Below are 1,172 nucleotides of genomic sequence, written 5' to 3' on the forward strand. Positions count from 1 at the left end.
CTAACATATAATATAATTATTATACTACTAATTTTAATGGACATATTAGAAAATATTTTTTTATTATACATAATTTTAAAAAAAAATATTTTAATATTAAATATTCTAAAAATAAATGTTTTGAAATGGAGATAGATCTATGAAAATTACTATAAAAAAGAATGGACCTTATATGGTTAGTGGAAATGTGCCTTTATATACTATTGAAACAGATATTAGCGATGATGGATTTCCTGTTTCATATATTAATAAAAAACCTGTGAAAACTGGTCCTAACTATGCATTGTGTCGTTGTGGAAAGTCTAAAAACAAACCATTTTGTGATGGAACACATATAAATGCAGAATTTGATGGAACTGAAGTTGCTAAAGAGGATATTTTTTCTACTTCACTTCAAAATCTTGAAACTGAGGATTTTAAGTTAATGGATGCTCCTGCTTTATGTGACCATACAAGATTTTGTAGACATGCTGGAGGAATAAGAGAATTACTTAATAAAGGTGATGATGAATCAATAGCTATTGCTAAAGAAGAAGCTAAAAACTGCCCATCTGGAAGATTAACTCTAATAGACCATAAAGACAACTCCACTACAGAATCTGAATTTGAAAAAGAAATAAATTTAATATATGATAATGGGATGAAAACTGATGGTCCAATATGGGTTAAAGGTGGAATTCCTGTTGAATCAGATAATGGAAAAAAATATGAATTAAGAAATCGTGTGACATTATGTAGATGTGGTCAATCTAAAAACAAGCCATTTTGTGATGGTTCACATTGGGCTAGTGAAGAGTTCCAATCAAAATTTAGAGCTAAATGGAATTTATAATTTTAATTATTAAGAGGCTGTGCAATGATTATTCTTTATAAAAACAGCTATTTAATTAAAATATGTTAAGGCATATGTAAACTATTAATATATGTTTTTATAAAAAAATAAATGTTTAAAAATAATTATAATTTGTAAATAACTTATATTTAAATTATTTTTCTTATATTTTTGAGAAAACTTATTTGATCAAACTTTTTTTAAAAGTTTGTTTTAAAGGTTCTTCTAATTAGTAAATAATTCATATTAATTAGTTAAATTTAAATTAAAATATTTTAAAGAATAATAAAAATTAAATGTTTAAAAAATAACTATTTTTACTAAATAGACATTAATATCA

At 23.9% G+C, this 1,172-nt stretch carries 1 protein-coding gene; it reads left to right on the forward strand.

Going from position 1 to position 1,172, the window contains the following annotated elements:
- Positions 1-139 precede the first annotated feature (139 nt).
- Positions 140-832, forward strand: coding sequence for a CDGSH iron-sulfur domain-containing protein (locus MBCUR_RS02435; RefSeq protein WP_067089782.1), 693 nt, complete (start codon positions 140-142; stop codon positions 830-832).
- Positions 833-1,172: the final 340 nt, after the last annotated feature.

The organism is Methanobrevibacter curvatus (assembly GCF_001639295.1).
GTDB lineage: Archaea > Methanobacteriota > Methanobacteria > Methanobacteriales > Methanobacteriaceae > Methanoflexus > Methanoflexus curvatus.

Coding starts and splice junctions, on each gene's coding strand:
- MBCUR_RS02435 (WP_067089782.1), top strand. CDS start 140: ATGAAAATTACTATAAAAAAGAATGGACCTTATATGGTTAGTGGAAAT.